This is a genomic window from Nocardia sp. NPDC052316 (assembly GCF_044547795.1).
GTDB lineage: Bacteria > Actinomycetota > Actinomycetes > Mycobacteriales > Mycobacteriaceae > Nocardia.
In genome coordinates this window covers 1-14,853 of the sequence record NZ_JBIUBB010000005.1, presented here as the reverse complement: position 1 = coordinate 14,853, position 14,853 = coordinate 1, and the positions used below count along the sequence as shown (strand labels likewise).

General features: G+C 68.9%; 11 protein-coding genes. 7 read left to right on the top strand and 4 right to left on the bottom strand.

Features of this window, described 5'->3' with window-relative positions; all coding sequences use genetic code 11:
- Positions 1–199: 199 nt before the first annotated feature.
- The 4 genes from ACIHA7_RS23650 (at position 200) to ACIHA7_RS23635 (ending at position 6,556) form a co-directional block, all read left to right on the top strand.
- On the top strand, positions 200–2,170 hold the full coding sequence (locus ACIHA7_RS23650; RefSeq protein ID WP_397293151.1) for an IniB N-terminal domain-containing protein: 1,971 nt from the start codon (positions 200–202) through the stop codon (positions 2,168–2,170).
- Between the two features lie 95 nt (positions 2,171–2,265).
- A complete protein-coding gene (locus ACIHA7_RS23645) occupies positions 2,266–4,131 on the top strand; it encodes a dynamin family protein (RefSeq protein ID WP_397293150.1) in 1,866 nt (621 codons plus the stop codon).
- 73 nt (positions 4,132–4,204) lie between these two features.
- Entirely contained in the window at positions 4,205–5,743 is a 1,539-nt protein-coding gene (locus tag ACIHA7_RS23640; RefSeq protein WP_397293149.1) for a dynamin family protein, read from the top strand.
- 168 nt (positions 5,744–5,911) lie between these two features.
- Positions 5,912–6,556 (top strand): endonuclease, encoded by a 645-nt coding sequence (locus ACIHA7_RS23635; RefSeq protein WP_397293148.1) that lies wholly within the window; start codon positions 5,912–5,914, stop codon positions 6,554–6,556.
- Positions 6,557–6,647: 91 nt separating this feature from the next.
- On the opposite strand, the gene ACIHA7_RS23630 is transcribed toward ACIHA7_RS23635, so the two are convergent.
- A complete protein-coding gene (locus ACIHA7_RS23630) occupies positions 6,648–7,796 on the bottom strand; it encodes a zinc-binding dehydrogenase (RefSeq protein WP_397293147.1) in 1,149 nt (382 codons plus the stop codon).
- Between the two features lie 91 nt (positions 7,797–7,887).
- A complete protein-coding gene (locus ACIHA7_RS23625) occupies positions 7,888–8,328 on the bottom strand; it encodes a winged helix-turn-helix transcriptional regulator (RefSeq protein ID WP_387713164.1) in 441 nt (146 codons plus the stop codon).
- 87 nt (positions 8,329–8,415) lie between these two features.
- On the opposite strand from ACIHA7_RS23625, the gene ACIHA7_RS23620 reads away from it, so the two are divergent.
- Complete coding sequence (locus ACIHA7_RS23620) at positions 8,416–9,855, top strand: MFS transporter (RefSeq protein WP_397293146.1); 1,440 nt, start codon at positions 8,416–8,418, stop codon at positions 9,853–9,855.
- 52 nt (positions 9,856–9,907) lie between these two features.
- Here ACIHA7_RS23620 and ACIHA7_RS23615 read toward each other — a convergent pair whose 3' ends face one another.
- Complete coding sequence (locus ACIHA7_RS23615) at positions 9,908–10,204, bottom strand: hypothetical protein (RefSeq protein ID WP_397293145.1); 297 nt, start codon at positions 10,202–10,204, stop codon at positions 9,908–9,910.
- 108 nt (positions 10,205–10,312) lie between these two features.
- On the opposite strand from ACIHA7_RS23615, the gene ACIHA7_RS23610 reads away from it, so the two are divergent.
- Entirely contained in the window at positions 10,313–10,798 is a 486-nt protein-coding gene (locus ACIHA7_RS23610) for a MarR family winged helix-turn-helix transcriptional regulator (RefSeq protein ID WP_397293144.1), read from the top strand.
- A 15-nt stretch (positions 10,799–10,813) separates the two neighbouring features.
- On the opposite strand, the gene ACIHA7_RS23605 is transcribed toward ACIHA7_RS23610, so the two are convergent.
- Entirely contained in the window at positions 10,814–12,415 is a 1,602-nt protein-coding gene (locus ACIHA7_RS23605) for an FAD-binding oxidoreductase (RefSeq protein ID WP_397293142.1), read from the bottom strand.
- Positions 12,416–12,773: 358 nt separating this feature from the next.
- On the opposite strand from ACIHA7_RS23605, the gene dnaK reads away from it, so the two are divergent.
- Complete coding sequence (dnaK, locus tag ACIHA7_RS23600) at positions 12,774–14,624, top strand: molecular chaperone DnaK (RefSeq protein WP_107659809.1); 1,851 nt, start codon at positions 12,774–12,776, stop codon at positions 14,622–14,624.
- The last annotated feature ends 229 nt before the right edge of the window (positions 14,625–14,853 follow it).

Below are 14,853 nucleotides of genomic sequence, written 5' to 3'. Positions count from 1 at the left end.
CGGTTGCTGGCTGTCCGCCGTTACCGGTTCGGGGGAAGTTCCGGGGAAATTCCCCTAATGCCGCGGCGGCCCCTAAGGGCGGGCTCGGGTGAGTTGTGGGGGTCGGCCCCGTTATGCGTAACGCGTGGCGCCCCTAGCGTGAAATGCATTCCAACGATGCGGATCGCGGAGGTCCGCCGGCTCTCAGGAGATGTTTCTGATGACTCCCAACGCGATTCTCGAGTTCATCCTCAACCTGCTGCGCGACCACGAGGCGGCGGTCGGCTACTGCGCCAATCCGACGCAGGCGCTGGTGGCGGCGGGTTTGCCTGCGGTCACTCCGGAGGACATCGCCGCCGTCGCCCCGATGGTCGCCGAGTCGGCGCTGGTCGCGGGCGGCTCCCAACTGTCGGCGATCGTTGCCGCGGGTGCGCAGACCGGTGCCGCCGCCGTGCTCGGTGCGGCGGGCACCGTCGGTGCGGCCGCGGCGGCCGATGCCGGGCTGAACCTCGGCGCCGACCTCGGCCTCGACCTGGGTGGACAGGCCGGTGCGGGGATCGACCTCAACGCGGGACTGAACACCGCGATCGACACCGGACTCCAGGTCGGCGCTGATCTCGGTGCCGGTATCTCGGCCGGTGTGGGCACCGTCGCCGACATCGGCGCGGATCTGTCCGCCGCGGTCGGCGGTGCACTCGGTGTCGCCGGACAGGTGGTGACCGGCATCGGTGCCGATGTACAAGGGGCGGTGAATGCCGGACTGCAGGTGGGGACGGGGCTCGAAACGGGTTTGTCCGCAGGGCTCGGCGGTGCGCTCGGTGCGGTGGGGCAAGCAACGACCGGGCTCGATGCCGCGCTCAATGCAGGCGGCCAGGTGGGGGCCGACCTGTCCAGCGGGTTGCAGGGTGCGGTGCAGACGGGTGTGACGACCGGTCTCGACGCGGGCGCCGGTCTCGGTGCGGGAGTGAATGCCGGTCTGCAAGGTGCGGTGGATGCCGGGAACCAGCTCGCCGGTAGTTTGTCGACATCCATTGGTGGAGTGGTGAATTCGGCTGCCGGACTGGAGAGCGGACTGGCCGCCGGTCTCGAGGCGGCGGTCGGCGCAGGCACCGACATCGGTGGCGACCTGTCCACCGCGGCGGGCGGCGCGGTGAACGCGGGGGCACAGGTCGGTTCGGGTCTGGAGACCGGGCTGTCCGGCAGTGTCGGTACGGTGCTCGGTGCGGGTACGCAGGTGGGTGCCGATCTCGGCGCCGGGCTGGGGACGAGTGTGGATAGTTCGATCAACGCCGGTGCGCAGCTGGGTGCGGGGCTGGAGACCGGGTTGTCCACCGGTCTCGATGGTGTCCTCGATGCCGGTGCTCAGATCGGTGGTGCGGTTGATGCGGGCACGCAGGTCGTGACCGGTGTGGAGGCCGGGATCAACGGCGGGCTCGGCGCTGTGGCGGATGCCGGGGCCGGTCTGGGAGCTGGACTTTCGGCCGGTCTCGACGGCGCGGCCGGTGCCGGTGCGCAGCTGGGGACAGGTCTGGAGACGGGGCTGGGCGGTGTCGTCGACGCGGGTGGGCAGCTGGGGGCGGGTCTGGAGACGGGGCTGGGCGGTGTCGTCGACGCTGGTGGCCAGGTGGCGACCGGTCTGGAGACCGGGCTCGGTGCCGATTTGTCCACAGGTATCGGCGGCACGGTGGATGCCGCTGCCGACCTGGGCGGATCGCTGGCCGGTACCGGGCAAGGGGCTGTGGATGCCGGGCTCGGTGGTTCGTTGAGCGGGGCTACTCAGGGAGCTGTGGATACCGCTGCGGGGCTGGGTGGTTCGCTGGGCGGCACCGCTCAAGGAGCTGTGGATACGGCTGCGGGGATCGAAGGTTCACTCGGCGGTACCGCGCAGGGCGCGGTGGATACCGGCGCGACGCTCGGTGGCACGGCACATGGCGCCGTGGATACGACTGCGGGCCTCGGCGGTTCGGTCGGTAGCACCGCGCAGGGTGCGGTCGACACCGGTGCCGGACTGACCGGTGGTGTCGGGGCGAGCACGAACCCCTGGTCGTCACTTGATGTTTCGAGCGCGTTCGGGTCGGGGCTGGACAGTTCCGCTGGTCTGCACGGCGACACCGGACTGTTCGGCGACGCGGATGCGGAGCTGACCGGCAGCGCCGGTGCGGATCTCAGCGGCGACGCGATGCTGCACTGACGCCGCCGCACTGATCACGCCTGCGGCGGCGCACCTACCAGGCATGCGCCGCCGCACCGACATTGCTCGAGCCACTGGAAGAGGTCGATACCGCGATGGGGACGCCCGCACCGAACGCCACACCACCGGCGGTACCGCTGCTGTCGGTACTCGGCGAAACCATCGCGGCGGCGCGCGCCGCCGGGCGCACCGACCTGGTGGGCCGACTCGAGGTTGCCGCCGATCGGGTCCGCGACCCGCGGCGGCGCATCGTCATTGCGGGACAACTGGATCAGGGCAAGAGCCGCTTCGTCAACGCGCTGCTGAATCTGGAGATCTGTCCGGTCGGTGACGACGTGACCACCACGATCACCACGCTGCTCGCGCACGGCCCCGAGCCGAAGGCCGAGTTGGTGCTCACCGGCCCCGGCGGCGACTCCGGCGGTCCGGAGACGCGAGTGCTCGTGCCGTTCACCGAGATCGGCACGATCTCCGCCCGCTCACCGCTGGCCCAGGGGCGGCGAATCCTGCGGCTGGAAATCCAGGTGCCCAACCCACTGCTGGCCGATGGCATCGTGCTGGTCGACACGCCAGGTGTCGGTGGGCACGGAAGTGCTTATGCGGCAACCGTGCTCGGCATGGTGCCCGCGGCGGACGCGGTGCTGGTGCTCTCGGACGCGTCCACCGAACTCACCGAGCCGGAACTCGCGTTCCTGCGTCAGGTCCGCGAGCTGTGCCCCACCGTCGCGCTGCTGCTGACCAAGACCGACCTGTACCCGCACTGGCGTCAGGTGCACGAGGCCGACCGGCGTCACCTCGCCACGGCCGGTCTCGACGTGCCGATGATCGCGGTGTCCTCGCTGCTGCGCAGCCACGCGCTGCGCCTGCAGGATCAACAGCTCGGCCTCGAGTCGGGCTTCGGCGTGCTGTACCAGTTCCTGCGCGATCAGGTGGTGGCCCGCGACCAGCTCGCCACCCGCGCTGCGGTGGCCCGCGATATCCGCTCCGCCGCCGAACATCTCGCGCTGGCGCTGGGCAGCGAACTGGTCGCGGTCCGTGATCCGGCGCGTGGCGCGGCGGCGGTGCGCGAACTGCAAGCCGCCCGCACCTCGGCCGAGGAGCTGCACCGCCGCACCGCCGCCTGGCAGCAGACGCTGGCCGACGGCATCACCGACCTGGCGAGCGATGTCGACCATGATCTGCGAGATCGGTTGCGCGGCATCGCCAGAACCACCGAGGAGTGGATCGACGACCACGACCCCGGTAGGCACTGGGAGCGGATCGCCGAATACCTCACCGGCACCATCGATACGGCGATCGGCGACAATCTGCTCTGGACCCACTCGCGCGCCTTACAACTCGCACAACGGGTCGCCGAGCATTTCAGCGACGCGGGCACCACCGATCTCCCGGATGTCCGGTCCGACACCGCCGTCGCGGGCAGTCATGTCGGCGCGGGCACCCTCGCCGACCTGGAGCCCGACATCGGGTTCGGCAGCAAACTGCTCGTCGGCATGCGCGGCTCCTACGGCGGCGTGTTGATGGTCGGGCTGGCCAGCACCTTCGCCGGGCTCGCGCTGCTCAATCCGATCTCCCTCGGTGCCGGACTCGTGGTGGGCGGCAAGGCCTTCCGTGACGACAAGCAGGCCAGGCTGGCCCGGCGGCGCACCGAGGCGAAGGCAGCCGTCCGCCGGTTCGTCGACGATGTGGCGTTCCAGACGGGCAAGGAGTCCAAGGACCGGCTGCACCGCATCCATCGCGCGCTGCGCGACCACTACGCCGGTGTGGCCGAGCGGAGCCTGCGATCGATCGACGATTCGCTGCGGGCCGCGCAGGAGGCCGCGACGATGGCCAACGCCCGCAGGGCCGAGCGTGCCTCGATGCTGGAGCGGCAACTACGCGCGGTCGCTGAGCTGGGCAGATACGCCGAAGCCATGCAGGCCGCGCTGCCGAGCGCATCCGTCGGTACGGTTGCCCCGTGAACGAGCTCCACCGAGTGAACCGACGACCCAGCGTGCCTTCGCGAACGGCGCCGAGCGCACTCGAGGCGCAGTCATGAGACGTGCGGGTGGTGCCGCGCCAGGCATCGTTGCCGAGGCCCATCGACTGATCGGCGCGGCGCGCGCCGCGCTGGCGACCGAACCGCGACCACGGGCCATGCTCGCCGAGTGCGCGGGTCGGCTGGATCAGCCGTTGCGGGTCGCGCTCGCCGGCTCGTTGAAGGCAGGCAAATCCACACTGCTGAATTCCCTTGTCGGGCAGGATATCGCGCCGACCGATGCGACCGAGTGCACCAGGGTGGTCACCTGGTACCGCTACGGTTCCACCCCGAGCGTGACGGCGCACGCCGGCGACGGCGCCCGCGCGAACGTGGTGGTCCGCCGGGGTGGCGGTACGCACGGGCTGACCTTCGACCTGGACCGGCTGGCCTGGAACGCGCCCGCGCCGCGCGAGGTCGATCACCTCGAGGTCGAATGGCCGGCGGCGGCGCTGGCCGATACGACCATCATCGATACGCCGGGTACCTCCTCGCTGTCGCGGGAGGTGTCGCAGCGCACGGCCCGGCTGCTCACGCCGGAGGGCGAGCAGAGCATCGCGGTGCCTGGCGCCGACGCGGTGGTGTACCTGCTGCGCAGGCTCGATGCGGCCGACGTCCGGTTCCTCGAGCGGGTGGGCGCGGGAACTACTGCGAGGCAGGGTGTTTCCGAGGTGCCCGGCCCGCTCGGCGTCGTCGGCGTCGTGTCCAGGGCCGATGAGATCGGGGCGGGCCGGATCGACGCGCTGCACTCGGCTCGGGACGTCGCGACTCGATTCGCCGGGGAGCTGGAGCGGACAGGGCTGTGTCAGGCGGTGATTCCGGTGGCCGGGTTGCTCGCGTTCGCCGCTGCCACGCTGCGCCAGCAGGAGTACGCGGCGTTCGAGGCGCTGGCCGGTGTTCCGGTCGACGAACTGAGTGCGGCACTGCTGTCCGCGGATCGTTTCGCGCGCCCCGATGTCGCGTTGCCGGTGGTGCCGGAACTCAGAGCACAGCTGGCGGAACGGTTCGGCCTGTTCGGGATTCGCATGGCGGTCACGCTGATTCGGCTCGGCGTGCGCGACTCCGCAACGCTGGCCGCGGAATTGACCACGCGCAGCGGTGTGGACGAACTGCGCTCGGTGCTCGATGTCCAATTCGGCCAGCGCGCCGATCAACTCAAGGCGCACTCCGCCCTCACCGCGCTCGCGCGCGTGCTGACCGCGTACCCGGGCAGCGCGGCCGACGCCCTGCTGCCACGGGTGCGCACCCTGCTCGCCGATGTGCACGGCTTCGCCGAGCTCCGCCTGCTCGGTCGGCTCCGGACCGATGAATTGACCCTGCCGCCAGCGGATCTCGCTGAACTGCACCGACTCATCGGCGGTTCCGGCGTCGCCCCACACCTGCGCCTCGGGCTGCCCGTCGATGCCGCGCTCTCGGTGCAGCGTGATCAGGCTGTCGCCGCGGTGCGCAAATGGCGGGCCCGCGCCAGGCACCCGCTCGCCGACCAATTCACCAGCACCGCTTGCCTCACCGCCGCCCGCAGCGCGGAAGGCACACTGAGTCTGTTGCCCGGCTAGGTCGAGTCGCCGGTAACTCCGCGCAGCGCCTCCGCCAGGTCCTGCGCCGGTCGGGACACCGTGAACCACGGATAACGCACTTTCCTCGTAACTCGGACGACCGACATCGGATCGGTGTGAAGCCGACTCTGTCGGGTAGGCGACCGATATCCGAACAAGGAGGTCGCGATGAGTCAACAGAAGGTAGTGCACGCGCTGCTCGACCGCGCCGGAACCGGGTACGCCGCGGAAGCGGGCATCCACCTGGACGACAAACCCGCACCGCTGTTCCAGCTGCTCATGCTCGCGGAGCTGTTGAGCACCAGGATCTCCGCCGATATCGCGGTGGCCGCCGCCCGCGAACTGATCGCCACCGGTTATCGCACCCCGCAACGCGTCGCCGACGCCGAATGGCAGGAACTCGTCGACGCCCTCGGCCGCGCCCACTACCGCCGCTACGACGAGAGCACCGCCACCCGCCTCGGCGCCAACGCTGCCCAGGTCCTCGACCGCTACGACGGCGACCTGCGCAAACTCGCCGACGAAGCCGATCACGACGCCAAGCGCGCCGCCCAACTCCTGCAAGAGTTCCAGGGCATCGGCCCCACCGGCAGCGACATCTTCCTCCGCGAGATCCAAGACGTCTGGCCCTGGGCCGCCCCCCATTTCGACGAACGCGCCCTCCGCGGCGCCGACCGCATCAACCTCCCCGCCACCCCCGCGAAACTCGCCGCCCTGGCCCCCAAAGACCACACCGCCGACTTGGCCGCCGCCCTGGTCCGCATCACCCTGGACGACAAACTCGCCGAAGAAGTCCTCGACGCCGCCCACTGACCCACCGGATCAGGCAGCCGGACGGACATCTCGACATGCATCCCCCACAGTGCTCATGTCGTCCAGTGCCGTCGAGACTGAACGCGCGAGGTCAGGGCGTGGTGGGGTCGATCAGGATTTTGGCGTGGTGGTCGGGGGTGGCGAGGGTGGTGAAGGCGGATTCGATGCCGTTCAGGCCTACCGTGCCGGTGATCAAGGGGGCGGGGTCGACCTTGCCTTCGGCGAGGAGGTGGAGGGTGTCGCGGAATTCGCCGGGGTCGTAGCCGAAGACGAAGCGGAGTTCGATCTCCTTGTTGATGGCCATGGCGGGGCGGATGCGGTCGGCTTCCATGCAGACGCCGACGACGACCACGCGGGACAGCGGGGGTGCGGCGGTGATGATCTGGTCGAGAATGCCTGGGACGCCGACGCATTCGAAGATGACGGGACCGGACGGGCCCGCGTTGAGGGTGTGTGCGAGGCGGAAGACGTACCACCAGGGCAGGTTCGGGACGCGGCGCAGGCGGTCCATGGTGTCGAAGCCGAGCTCGAGGATGTCGGTGACGCCGTTGATCCGCCCGCGGGTGGGCGCGGCGGTCCAGGGGGAGTCGGTGGCGGGGTCGACGACGATGTCGGCGCCGCAGGCGGTCGCCAGCTCTCGGCGGCGCGGGGAGAAGTCGCTGGCCACCACCGTGCGCACGCCCGCGGCCTTCAGCATGCTGATCACCGCGAGGCCGATCGGCCCGCAACCGACCACGAAAGCGTGCTGTCGCTTACCGACTCGACCGCGGCGCACCGCGTGCCAGGCCACCGCCATGGGTTCGGTGAGCGCGGCATGCTCGGCGGACAGCCCGTTGGGCACCGGCATGGTCATCGACTCCTGGACGATCACCTGTTCGGCGTAGGCGCCGGGCGCCTCGACCGACAGACCGGTCAGGTGCGGCTTGGTGCCGTGCCGCACGATCGGCAGCGCAACCACCGGAGTGCCTGCCCGCCAACGCTTCCGGCACCCCGGCCCGTAATCGACGAGCTCGCCGCTGAATTCGTGCCCGAGCACCACGCTCTGGTCCGACCGCATGAACGAGTCGTACCCGGTGATCGTGCTCAGCTCGGCCACCTCGTCGGCATGGTTGCGCACGTGCAGGTCGGAACCGCAGATGCCGCAGCGCGATACGTTGATCAGCAGCTGCCCGCGCCCGGGTATCGGCGTCGGTAAGTCGGTGACCTCGAATTTCGAGTTGGTGACGACGGCAGCCCGCATGGTGAACTCCTCGAATCGGCGTCGCTGACCACGCTACTGCGCGATCAGCTACCCCTGCCGTTTTCCGGCGATCGAGATAACCCGTCGCGGGTCAGATGGGCGTGAGTTCGTCCTGGGCGGCGCGGCGATCGTAGGCATTGCGCGCGGCGGCGATCTCGTTCTGATGCCCTTCGGTCCAGGTGACCAACGCCTTGATGGTGGTGTGCAGACTGGCGCCGAGCGGGGTCAGCGCGTAGTCGACCCGCGGCGGCACGGTCGGATACACGGTGCGCTCGACCAGCCCGTCGCGTTCGAGATGCCGCAGTGTGCGGGTGAGCATCCGCTGACTGACGCCGTCGATCTTGCGCTTGAGTTCGGTGAACCGCAGACTCTGCTGATCCAGCAGGGCGATCACCAGCAGCGACCACTTGTCGGCGACCCGATCGAGGATCTGGCGTACCTCGCAGTCGACGCGGGTGTCCCACTGCAGAACGTCGAAGTCGGCGGCGGTATCCCCGCAGTGCCCCGGTGACTTCAAAGTGCCGTCTTCCATAGTCCTGGATTCTGCCCGAGACTTCTCCTCGGTATCAAGAGGTAACTGACCCCATTTCGGGGAACCTAGTCTGAGTGGGGAGTCGTGATGGTGAAATCCAGAGTCGCCGAGGTCTTTACGGAGATGTCCGGTCGCGCCTGGGCCGTGCTGGCGGTGCTGTGCGGCGCGATATTCATGGAGGGCATCGACGTCGGGATGCTGAGCGTGGCGCTGCCCTCGATCCGGGCCGAACTCGGCCTGTCCACCGGCATGCTCAGCGGTGTGGTGTCGGCGTATGTGCTCGGCTACGGCGGTTTCGTGCTGCTCGGTGGCCGCGCCGCCGACCTGCTCGGCCGCAGGCGGATGTTCCTGTTCTGGCTGACGGTCTTCTTGGTGTTCTCCGGACTCGGCGGGTTCGCCACCACCGGGTGGATGCTGTTGACGGCCCGGTTCGTAACCGGGGTGGCCGCGGCGTTCCTCGCACCGGCCGGTCTCTCGCTGATCACCACCAACTTCGCCGAGGGTCCGGTGCGTGACAAGGCACTGATGTTCTACGCGGGCGTCGGGGCGGGCGGGTTCTCGCTCGGCATGGTGGTCGGCGGGTTGTTGACGGCGTTCGGGTGGCGCTGGGTGTTCTTCGTTCCGGTGCTCGTCGCGGCCGTGCTCTTGGTGGCCGCCATCGCGCTGGTTCGGGATTCCGGTGTGCCGCAGCGGGTTCGGGGCGGCTTCGATCTGATCGGGGCATTGAGCGTGACCGGTGCGATGCTGCTGCTCGTCTACGGTGTCGTCCGGCTGGAGCATCCGGGGGACAATCCGGGGCTGACGGTGGTGTCCTTCGCCGCCGGGCTGGCAGCGCTCGGACTGTTCGTGGTGAACGAACGCCGCACCGCTACACCGCTGGTCCGGCTCGGCATCCTGCGTTCGGTCCCACTGGTGCGCACCAATCTGGTCGCGGTGCTGTTCATCGCCGCGTTCATGGGATTCCAATTCCTGGCGACGCTGTACTTCCAGGAGGTGCGCGGCTGGAGCACGGTGCAGACCGGCCTGGCGATGGCGGTGCTCGGCCTGGACGCGATCCTCGCGCCGCTGCTGACGCCGTGGTTCGTACGCAGGTTCGGCAATGTTCGGGTGATCTTCGGTGGCACCGTTCTCGCGGTGCTCGCCTACGTGCTGTTCCTGCCGACGGACCTGGACCGCGCCTATCTCGCCATGCTCCCCACGATGCTGCTGCTCGCCGTGGCCTTCGCGCTGGTCTACGGGCCGCTGACGATCGCGGGCACCGACGATATCGCGGCGGAAGAGCACGGCCTGGCGGGTGGATTGCTCTACACCGCAATCCAATTCGGTGCGGCGCTGGGCATCTCGGTGGTGACCGCGGTGAACGTCGCGGCGGTCACCGCGGGCAAGGTCGGCATGGAGGGACTGCGCACCGCGCTGATCGTTCCGGTGGTCGCGGCGGTCCTGGCCGGCGTGCTCGCCGCGACCGGCTTGCGCCGCAGCGCGATCGCCGACCCGGACGAAATGCCCGAGCGGCTCGTGCACGCCTGACGACGGTCCGATGGGTTGGAGCGCGAAACGCTCCCACCCACAGGCGGTTTCACTACCGGTCGCGTAGTACGGGGAACACCTCTTCCCGGAGGTAGGTTTCCAGGTCGCGACCGTTGCGTGCGGCTTCGAGCACCGGGACGCCGTGCTGTTCGGCTTTTTCTTTCAATGCCGTACTTGAAGTGGGTTCTACGCCACCGCCTATCAGCATCAGGCCGACCGGGCCGGCCGCGAGTGCAGCCAGCGCGTCCTCGTCGGCTGTCACGCCATGTGCGGTAAACCCCTGTGCGCGAATGAGTTCGAGGCCGGATGCCACCACGCTCGGACCGCGGCCGATGACGAGAATATCCATTGCTCTCATGCTCCTGGTCGGTAGAGGGCTGATATCAAAACTATGCACCTCTAGTGATTATCCTGCAATAGGGCAATCACTCTCTGTGCATATAGGTATGCTGACAGCGTGACCGAGACAAGGTTTCCGCCGCTGTCCGAGCAACCGGCCTTCCTGTTGGGCCAGCTCGGTGCCCACACCGGTGCCCGATTCAGCGAACTGCTCACTCCGATCGGCATCGGCCCCCGGCACTTCGGCATGTTGCGCCTACTGCGCGAACACGACGGGCAAACCCAGCAGCGGCTCGGCGAGACGCTGGGCATCCACCGCAATGTGATGGTCGGCCTCGTCGACGAACTGGAGCAGCGAAAGCTCGTCGAGCGGCGCAGGCACCCGACCGACCGCCGCGCGCACGCCGTCTATCTGCTGCCCGCCGCACACGACGTACTGGCCCGCGCACAACAGGTGGTGACCCGCCTCGACGCCGAACTGTTCGCCGACCTCGACGCCGAGGAACGAGCAACGCTGTTGCGGCTCTTACAGCGCACTGCCGCGAGCAATGGGCTACGCCCCGGGGTGCACCCGGGCCTCACCGGTGAACGGATGCCACGTTGACCGTGGCGCGGTAATTCACAGGAGCACACCGGGATTCAGGATGCCCGCCGGATCGAGGGCGGATTTGGCCGCCCGCAGCGCCAGCGCGAACGGCTCCGGGCGCTGCCTGTCGTACCAGGGCCGGTGATCCCGGCCCACCGCGTGGTGATGCGTGATCGTCCCGCCCGCGGCCGAGAGGGCCTCGGAGACCGCGGCTTTGATGTCGTCCCACTGCGCGACCGTGCTGCCCCAGCGACCTGCGGCGTAGATACCGAAGTACGGTGCGGGCCCGTCCGGGTAGACGTGGGTGAATCGACAGGTGACCACACCGGTCGCGCCGACCGCTCGGATCGCCTCGTTCGCGGCGGTGGTCACGGCGGCCTTCAGTTCCGCGAATCTGTCCCAGGTACAGGCGGTTTCGAACGTCTCGGTGATCATCGATTGGGCGGCGAGCGCGTCGCGCTGGTACGGCATGCGCAGGAAGGACGAGCGCCAGGTATCGGCGGTGCCACCGGTGTGGGCGTTCGTGTCCGAATCCACGTAGCGCGCCGGCTCGGGCAAGGTGCCGCCGTGCTCGACAGCGATCTCGACGACCCGTTCCAGCCACGGCCGCGTCGGGTGATCCGCCGACTCGAAGCCGAGGACCAGCACCCCACCCGCGGTCGCCGCACCGGCGTTGAGGAAGGCCTCGGCGGGATCGAGCAGCCTGCAGTTGGTCGGGTACAGCCCAGACCGGGCGATGGCGCGAGTGGCGGCCACCGCGCGGTCGTAATCGTCGAAATGCACCGAAGCCGTTGCCCGCCACCGCGGCCGGTCCTGTAGCCGCAGCCAGGCCTCGGTGATCACGCCGAGCGTGCCCTCGGAGCCGAGGAACATCCGGTCCGGCGCGGGCCCGGCACCGGAGCCGGGCAGCCGCCGGGATTCGCTGATCCCCGCGGGCGTCACCACCCGCATCGACTCGACCAGGTCATCGATGTGGGTATACAGCGTCGCGAAGTGCCCGCCTGCCCGGGTGGCCAGCCAGCCGCCGAGGGTGGAGAACTCGAACGACTGCGGGAAATGCCGCAGGGTCAGCTTCGCCTCGCGCAGTTGGTCTTCCAGCGCCGGGCCGAGCACGCCGGCCTGAATCCGCGCCGCGCGACTGATCGGATCGATCTCCAGGACGCGGTCGAGCGCGCCGAGGTCGAGGCTCACCGCGCCGGCGAAGGTGCCGTCGAGGCGCGGTTCTACCCCGCCGACCACGGAAGTGCCACCGCCGAAGGGGATTACGGCGATGTTCGTCCGGCAGGCCCAGTCGAGCACGTCGACGATGTCGGCTTCGGTGCGCGGTCGGATGACGAGGTCGGGCGGAGTCCGTACCTCGCCCAAGAGGTTTCGGACCACATCGCGGAACGCCTGCCCGTGTGCGTGCGCCGCGCGATCGGCGGGATCGACGGAGACGAGCTCGGCCAACGCCGCCGGTGCGGCGATCCGTGGTTCCGGCAGTGCCAAGGCTTCGATCGGCGGCGGCTCGTGTGCCGTCAGATCGGCGCCGGGCAGGATGGCCGCGACGCGCTCGGTCAGTGCCGCCCGCTCCGCGCCGACCACCGCGTCCTCGATGTTGCCCCAACCCCACCATGACCGCGTCTTCGTCGACACCGTGACTCCTTCCCGCCGGGCTCGCACCCGCCGCGGCTGCTATTGCACCACGGGGTAGTCGCGACCGGGTCGGGCGAGGACAATCGCGATCGGACGAAATCGATGTCGTCGTTCGGGAATGATCCGCGTCTGCTGTCCGTTGAGCTATTCGACAACATTGAGTGTGCCGGACTCAAGTTTGAGTTGACTCCCGATCATCGTTGGGGGCAGGATTGAGCCGACCACGCTCAGCGTTGCTGGGACCGTGCTCCGCCAGGTGCTTGGGGCGAGGTCTCGCGGCATAGGGAAAGACCAGGCCGCAGGGCGCAACCCGCCCAGGCACCGACACATGTAAGTACGTCAAATAGGAGGAACCACAATGGCTCGTGCGGTCGGAATCGACCTCGGGACCACGAACTCGGTCGTCGCCGTACTCGAAGGCGGAGAACCGGTCGTCGTGGCCAACTCGGAAGGATCGCGCACCACCCCGTCGATCGTCGCGTTCGCGAAGAACGGCGAGGTGCTGGTCGGCCAGCCGGCCAAGAACCAGGCCGTCACCAACGTCGACCGCACCATTCGCTCGGTCAAGCGCCACATCGGCACCGACTGGACCGTCGAGATCGATGGCAAGAAGTACACCCCGCAGGAAATCAGCGCGCGCACCCTGATGAAGCTGAAGCGCGACGCGGAGGCCTACCTCGGTGAGGAGATCACCGACGCGGTCATCACCGTGCCCGCGTACTTCGAGGACGCCCAGCGGCAGGCCACCAAGGAAGCAGGCCAGATCGCCGGCCTGAACGTGCTGCGCATCGTCAACGAGCCCACCGCGGCGGCGCTGGCGTACGGCCTGGACAAGGGCGACAAGGAACAGACCATCCTGGTCTTCGACCTCGGTGGCGGTACCTTCGACGTCTCGCTGCTGGAGATCGGCGAGGGCGTCGTCGAGGTCCGCGCCACCTCCGGTGACAACCACCTCGGTGGTGACGACTGGGACGAGCGCGTGGTCACCTGGCTGGTCGACAAGTTCAAGGCCAGCGCGGGCATCGACCTGACCAAGGACAAGATGGCGCTGCAGCGGCTGCGTGAGGCCGCCGAGAAGGCGAAGATCGAGCTGAGCTCCTCGCAGAGCACCTCGATCAACCTGCCCTACATCACCGTCGACGCGGACAAGAACCCGCTGTTCCTCGACGAGCAGCTGACCCGCGCCGAGTTCCAGAAGATCACCTCGGACCTGCTCGACCGCACCCGCGCGCCGTTCCAGTCCGTGATCAAGGACGCGGGCATCAACGTCGCCGACATCGACCACGTCGTGCTCGTCGGTGGCTCCACCCGGATGCCCGCGGTGTCCGAACTGGTCAAGGAGCTGACCGGCGGCCGCGAGCCGAACAAGGGCGTGAACCCGGACGAGGTCGTCGCCGTCGGCGCCGCACTGCAGGCCGGTGTGCTCAAGGGTGAGGTCAAGGACGTCCTGCTGCTCGATGTGACCCCGCTGTCGCTGGGCATCGAGACCAAGGGCGGCGTGATGACCAAGCTCATCGAGCGCAACACCACCATCCCGACCAAGCGCTCGGAGACCTTCACCACGGCCGACGACAACCAGCCGTCGGTGCAGATCCAGGTGTTCCAGGGTGAGCGCGAGATCGCCTCGCACAACAAGCTGCTCGGCTCCTTCGAGCTGACCGGCATCCCGCCGGCCCCGCGCGGCGTGCCGCAGATCGAGGTCACCTTCGACATCGACGCCAACGGCATCGTGCACGTGACCGCGAAGGACAAGGGCACGGGCAAGGAGAACACGATCAAGATCCAGGACGGCTCCGGCCTGTCCAAGGAAGAGATCGACCGGATGGTCAAGGACGCCGAGGCGCACGCCGCCGAGGACAAGGCCCGCCGCGAGGAGGCCGAGACCCGCAACCAGGCCGAGTCGCTGGTGCACCAGACCGAGAAGTTCATCAAGGACAACGAGGACAAGGTCCCGGCCGAGATCAAGACCAAGGTCGAGGCGGCCATCGCCGAGGCGAACGAGGCGCTCAAGGGCACCGACATCGCCGCGGTCAAGGCGGCGGTCGAGAAGCTGGCGACCGAGTCGCAGGCCCTGGGCCAGGCGATCTACGAATCGTCGGCCAACGACGCCGCGGCGTCCAGCAACGGGTCGTCGGCGTCGAACAACGCCGAGGACGAGGTCGTGGACGCTGAGGTTGTGGACGAGCCGGTTGACACGGAGAAGAAGTGACCGACGGCAACAATTCGGAGCGACGCGACTCCGAGCAAGAGCCGATCACCTTTGTGGACAATCGCAAGATTGACCCGGAGGAGCGGAACCTGAGCGGCGAGCAGTCGCAGCCGGGTGAGGTTCGGGAGCCGTGGGGGGGGGGGGCCCCCCCCCGGGGGGGGCCCCCCCCCCCCCCCCGCGCCGGGTGCGGCAGCCGATCCGGACGGGGGGGCGCCGAGGTGGGCGGAGG

Excerpts from the sequence above, each read along its gene's own strand:
- ACIHA7_RS23650 (WP_397293151.1), top strand. The coding sequence starts at position 200 with ATGACTCCCAACGCGATTCTCGAGTTCATCCTCAACCTGCTGCGCGAC.
- ACIHA7_RS23645 (WP_397293150.1), top strand. The coding sequence starts at position 2,266 with ATGGGGACGCCCGCACCGAACGCCACACCACCGGCGGTACCGCTGCTG.
- ACIHA7_RS23640 (WP_397293149.1), top strand. The coding sequence starts at position 4,205 with ATGAGACGTGCGGGTGGTGCCGCGCCAGGCATCGTTGCCGAGGCCCAT.
- ACIHA7_RS23635 (WP_397293148.1), top strand. The coding sequence starts at position 5,912 with ATGAGTCAACAGAAGGTAGTGCACGCGCTGCTCGACCGCGCCGGAACC.
- ACIHA7_RS23630 (WP_397293147.1), bottom strand. The coding sequence starts at position 7,796 with ATGCGGGCTGCCGTCGTCACCAACTCGAAATTCGAGGTCACCGACTTA.
- ACIHA7_RS23625 (WP_387713164.1), bottom strand. The coding sequence starts at position 8,328 with ATGGAAGACGGCACTTTGAAGTCACCGGGGCACTGCGGGGATACCGCC.
- ACIHA7_RS23620 (WP_397293146.1), top strand. The coding sequence starts at position 8,416 with ATGGTGAAATCCAGAGTCGCCGAGGTCTTTACGGAGATGTCCGGTCGC.
- ACIHA7_RS23615 (WP_397293145.1), bottom strand. The coding sequence starts at position 10,204 with ATGGATATTCTCGTCATCGGCCGCGGTCCGAGCGTGGTGGCATCCGGC.
- dnaK (WP_107659809.1), top strand. The coding sequence starts at position 12,774 with ATGGCTCGTGCGGTCGGAATCGACCTCGGGACCACGAACTCGGTCGTC.